General features: G+C 78.1%; 4 protein-coding genes and 1 pseudogene. 2 read left to right on the plus strand and 3 right to left on the minus strand.

Annotated elements, in window-relative coordinates; translation table 11 throughout:
• Positions 1-133, plus strand: a pseudogene (locus tag ACFY07_RS28400) (TrmB family transcriptional regulator); the annotation flags it as partial.
• A 506-nt stretch (positions 134-639) separates the two neighbouring features.
• Here ACFY07_RS28400 and ACFY07_RS28405 read toward each other — a convergent pair.
• The 3 genes from ACFY07_RS28405 to ACFY07_RS28415 all read right to left on the minus strand — a co-directional run bounded on the left by ACFY07_RS28405 (position 640) and on the right by ACFY07_RS28415 (position 3452).
• A complete protein-coding gene (locus tag ACFY07_RS28405) occupies positions 640-1401 on the minus strand; it encodes an isocitrate lyase/phosphoenolpyruvate mutase family protein (protein ID WP_390872417.1) in 762 nt (253 codons plus the stop codon).
• A gap of 766 nt (positions 1402-2167) precedes the next feature.
• Positions 2168-2470 carry a putative quinol monooxygenase gene (locus tag ACFY07_RS28410; RefSeq protein WP_390872418.1) on the minus strand — a complete coding sequence of 101 codons (303 nt, stop codon included), beginning with the start codon at positions 2468-2470 and terminating at the stop codon, positions 2168-2170.
• 100 nt (positions 2471-2570) lie between these two features.
• Positions 2571-3452, minus strand: a complete 882-nt coding sequence (locus ACFY07_RS28415; protein ID WP_390872419.1) for an alpha/beta fold hydrolase — start codon at positions 3450-3452, stop codon at positions 2571-2573.
• A gap of 667 nt (positions 3453-4119) precedes the next feature.
• Between ACFY07_RS28415 and ACFY07_RS28420 the strand changes: the two genes are divergently transcribed.
• Complete coding sequence (locus tag ACFY07_RS28420) at positions 4120-4428, plus strand: 4-oxalocrotonate tautomerase family protein (protein ID WP_390872420.1); 309 nt, start codon at positions 4120-4122, stop codon at positions 4426-4428.
• Positions 4429-4946: the final 518 nt, after the last annotated feature.

The raw sequence follows: 4946 nt of genomic DNA on the forward strand, positions 1-4946 counted from the left end.
CAAGGCCATCGCCAGCCAGACCGGGCTGAGCCGGCGCACCGTGCAACGCCGCATCCACCACATGATGACCCTCGCCGGGGCCGCCACCCGCATGCGGCCGGCCTGGCAGGCCGCCCGCCGCGGCCGGCCCTGAGCATGCGGGGACGCGGCATCCCACCGGCCCTGTCCCCGCTCGATGCAACGCCGCATCCACCCCATGACCACCCTCGCCGGAGCCGCCACCCGCATGCGGCCGGCCCGGCAGGCCGCCCGCCGCGGCCGGCCCTGAGCATGCGGGGACGCGGCATCCCACCGGCCCTGTCCCCGCTCGCCGGTGCGGCCGGGGAGCGCCCGGCCCGGTGCGGCCGGCCGGCGCCCGGCGCCTCGCACGCACCCGGCACGCGCGCGTGCCCGGGGGGCCGCCCCCGTCCGCGGCCGGGGCGACGGGGAAGGACCTCCCGCCCGGCCGTGCCGCGGCGGCGGGGGGTGGCCGGTCGCCGTGCGCCGGCCACCGGACCCGGCCGCAGCGGCCGCGTCCCGCCGCGCCCCTGCCGGCCCGGGGAGGGGCCGGTTCGGACGGCGGAGCGCGGACGGCCCGGCCGGCGGGGCCCGGGACGCGGCCGGCGCACGGGGGCGGCGCCCGCCGCGGCGGGCGGGGCGCTACGGGCGCCAGGGCCCGAGCATGTCCTTGACCGCGTCGGTCACCGCGAGCTGCAGCAGCGGGCCGTTGGTGACGCGGCCGACGCCCAGGCGGCGGAAGCGGTCGAGGTCGTGCCGGGCGGGGTGGGCGGTGGAGTTCACGGGAACGGCGACGGCGCCGGTCACCGCCGCGAGCAGCTCGTCGTCGTCCTGGATGCCCACCGGGTAGACGCTGTCGGCGCCGGCCCGCTCCAGGGCCCGCAGCCGCTCGATCACCTCGTCGAGGACGGCGGAGGCGTCCCGGGCGTGCTTGAAGAGGTCGGTACGCGCGTTGACCCACACCGGGACCCCCGCGTCGTCGGCCGCCGCCCGCAGGCCGGCGACGTAGTCCGCGTGCTCCTGCGTGCTGCGGACCCGTCCGCCCTGCGAGTGGACGGTGTCCTCGACGTTGAGGCCGGCGCCGCCGACCTCGGTGAGCCCGGCGATCAGGTCCGCGGGCTGGTGCCCGTACCCGGACTCCAGGTCCACCGAGACGGGCACGTCGACCGCGGCGATGATCGGCCGGACGGCGGCGAGCACCTCCTCGAAGGTCTGCCCCTCCTGGTCGGCGGCGCCCCGGGAGTCGGCGAGCGGGTGGCTGCCGATCGTCAGCGCGGGGAATCCGGCGGCGGCCGCCGTCCGCGCGGACCACACGTCCCAGACGGTCGGCAGCACGAGCGGCTTGTACTCGGCGTGCAGCTGCCCCAGGCGCCGGGCGCGCTCGACGGTGGTGCGGAAGTCCATGACGTGTCTCCTTTTGGATGGGTGGGTGTGCCGGACCGGCGGCCGCCGGCGCACTGCGGCACCGGCGCGCCGGGAGGCGGGACGGGAAGCGAACGCCGGCCGGGGACCACCCGGGGGGCGGCCGGGAAACCGGACGGGGACCGGGCCGGGACCAGGTCGTGGGCGGGCCGGAGGGGGACGGAGGGGGACGGAGGGGGACGGAGGGGGGCGGAGGGGGACGGAGGGGGACGGCCGGGCCGGGCCGGCCGGGGGCGGCGAAGGACCGCCCGGGGGGTCTGCGGGCCGGGGCCCGTCCGGGTGCGGCCAGCGGGCGACGGCGGCGGCCTGGGCGCGGAACCTGTCCTGCTTGATGTAGAGGTCGGTGGCGGTGGTGCCGCCGGCTCCGGCGAGGACGTCGCCCGCGGGCCGGTGCCCAGTCGTGCGGGAGCGCCGTCTGTTCATCGTAGGACGGGGCAGTGCGCGCCGGTCGGGCGGGCGGACACCGCAGTGACGGGGCTTGTCGCGCACGCCTGTGGGAAGTCGCGGCACCCTGCCGGCCACGCGCGACGGTGCCGCCGAACCGGCCAACGGACCAGGGCAGGGGCACGGCCACGCCGGCCGGCCGGCCGGCCGGGCCTGTCGGTGACACCGGCGCCCGTCATCACCGTCCGCCCGGCAGCGCACGCCGACCTCGGTCAGCGCCTCGATGGCACCGTAGGCGCGGGCGGCGCCCTGCCCGGCCCGGCTGGCAGCCGGGCGCGGGCAAAGTGCTTGCTTGTGCCGCCCCTCAGGCAGAGAGCTTGGCGGCGACGAGGTCGACAGGAGTGATCACGGGCGGGGTGGCGAAGAGTTCGTCGCCACGAGCTTCGATGGCCTGGCGCACCTTGCCGTCCAGATGGATCCGACGGGCCTCCTCGGTGGCGAAGGCGTCGAAGATCCGAAACGAGGACGGCGTCAGGCGGAATGCGAACCAGGTGACCGTACCGGGCTCGTCGTCCACAAGGGTCTTGGCTTCCTCCAAGAACCGGGCGGCCTCCTCCTCCTTGCCGGGGCGGGCCTCGAACTCGACGAAGAATCCGAACGGCAGCATGACGTGCTCCTTGGATGGGGGGTGGGTGCCGGGTGGGACTGCGGATGTGCGGTGGTGCGTGCTGCCGAGCCGGGCAAGGGCCTGCGGGCCGGGCCGGGGGTCAGCGGGTGGTGGCGTGGGCGGCCTGCTCGATGAGGCGGGTGACGGCGCCGGGGTGGGAGACGGTCACGGCGTGGGAGGCGTTGACCGCGACGGTGCGGGCGTGGGCGCGGTGGGCCATGAAGCGCTGGGCGGCGGCGGGGATGTTCTTGTCCTGGAGGGTGACCAGGTCCCAGGAGGGGATGGTCCTCCACGCGGTCTCGGTGGCCTTGTCCTCCAGGGCGGTGGCGGCGATGGGGCGCTGGGTGGCGGCCATGGCGGCGGCGGTGGCGGCGGGGACGTCGGCGGCGAACTGGGCGCGGAACCTGTCCTGCTTGATGTAGAGGTCGGTGGCGGTGGTGCCGCCGGGGGCGGGGACGGTGACCTGGGTGAGGGTGGGGCCCAGGGTGCCGCCGGGGAACCTGCCGGAGAGCTCGGCGGCGCTCTCGCCCTCGGCGGGGGCGAAGGCGGCGATGTAGACGAGGGCCTTGACCTGGTGGTTGTGGGCGGCGGCCTCGCTGATGACCGAGCCGCCGTAGGAGTGGCCGGCGAGCACGATCGGGCCCTTGACGGTCTTGAGGAGGGCGGCGAGGTGGGCGGCGTCGGTGTGGACGCCGCGCAGCGGGTTGGCGGGGGCGATGACCGGGTAGCCGTCGCGCTGCAGCCGCTGGACGACGCCGTTCCAGCTGGCGGACTCCGCGAAGGCGCCGTGGACCAGGACCACGGTGGGCCTGGCCGGGGCGGGGTGCGCGGCGGGGCGGGCCGGGGCGGGGCGGGCCGGGGCGGGGCGGGCCGGGGCGGCGGCGGTGGCGGTGGTGGCCGCGGTGGTGGCCGCGACGGCGGCGGCGCCCAGGGCGGCGGCGGCGGTCAGGACGGCGCGGCGGCGCACGGTCGGCTTGCCCATGATCAGTCCCTCGTCAGGTCTCGGTGTCCGCGGTCCCGGCCGGGCCCGCACCCAGAAACCTAGACCACCATTCACTCGCGTGCAAGCCAATCGCATGCGAGGGAATGATGGAGGGGCCCACCGGACGTCCTCACGCAGGGCCCCCCCCGGACAGGCCCGGCCCGCCCGGCGCCCCGGCCGGACGCCCGGCCCCCGGCCCGGCGGACCGGCCGGCGAACGCCCCCGCCGCCCCGCCGGCCCCTCCCCTCCCCTCCCCCCGCGCGGGCACCACGCGGCCGGGCCGCCGGACCGGCCGCCCCCGCGCCGCCCCCGCACCCGCCCCACGGCGCCCCGCCCGCACCCGCCCCGGGCGGCGGGCCCGCACCCGGGGCAGCCACCCCCCAGGGCCGGTGACGGACCACACCACCGTCCGGCACCCGCGACGGACAGTCATCCGACTCATGACGCGACCGGACACCGACGCGAGAGTTGTCCTCACCGGCCGGCAGCACACGCCGACCGCAGGAAGGCACCCGCCGCCACCGGCCCCCACGCCGGACCCGGGCCCCCGACCGGCGGCAGCCCCCGCCCCCACCCCCGGGCACACCACCCCCCACCCCCCCCACCCCCCCACCCCCCCACCCCACCACCACCACCACCACCACCACCACCACCAGGAGCACCTCCCATGCCGTTCGTCAACGTCAAGCTCGTCGAAGGCGTCTTCTCCGAGGAGGAGAAGCACGCCATGGCCCAGGCACTCACCGACGTGATGGTCCGGTTCGAGGGCTCCGAGGCGTTCCGCGAGGTCGTCTGGGTACTGATCGAGGAACTCCACACCGACGGCTGGCACATCGGCGGCCGCCCCTTCCGCGGCCCGCGGTCGCTGACGGAGACCCTCGAGAACTCCAAGACCCTCGTGGAGAGCGTCCACGGCCGCCCGACCACCCGCCCGGAATGGGCCGAAGCCGCCCCGGTCAACCACACCACCCGGTAACCCGCCCCCCGGCATCAGCCCCCCGCCCCCGGAACCCGACACCCGCACCCACCCCACCCCACACCGCACCCACCCCACACCGCACCCACCCGGGCCCCCCGGCCCCCCGGCCCCCCGGGGGGCCCGGGGGGCCCGGGCAGGACACGCCCACCCGCCCCCACCCGCCCCCGCACCACGACACCCCCACCCCACAACCCGCACACACCCCCACCCCCACCCGCCCCCGCACCACGACACCCCCGACAGGACCCGCAGGACCCGCAGGACCCGCAGGACCCGCAGGACCCGCCCGGCCCCCGGGACCGACCGCACCCGCACCACGGCCCCAGCCGCCCCACCCGACCCCAGCCGCCCCACCGCGACCCGAAAGAGCCGCCACCCCACGCCATCCACCCGCACGGCGACCCGACCCCCGCCCCCGGCGGACACCCGGCCCCCCGCCGCCCCGGACACCCCCCGCAGCTCCCCACCGAAAACAGCCCCGGACCCCCCGGCGACACAGCACACCGCGACCCGCC

It is taken from the genome of Streptomyces sp. NPDC001380 (assembly GCF_042895785.1).
In the GTDB taxonomy this organism is placed as follows: domain Bacteria; phylum Actinomycetota; class Actinomycetes; order Streptomycetales; family Streptomycetaceae; genus Peterkaempfera.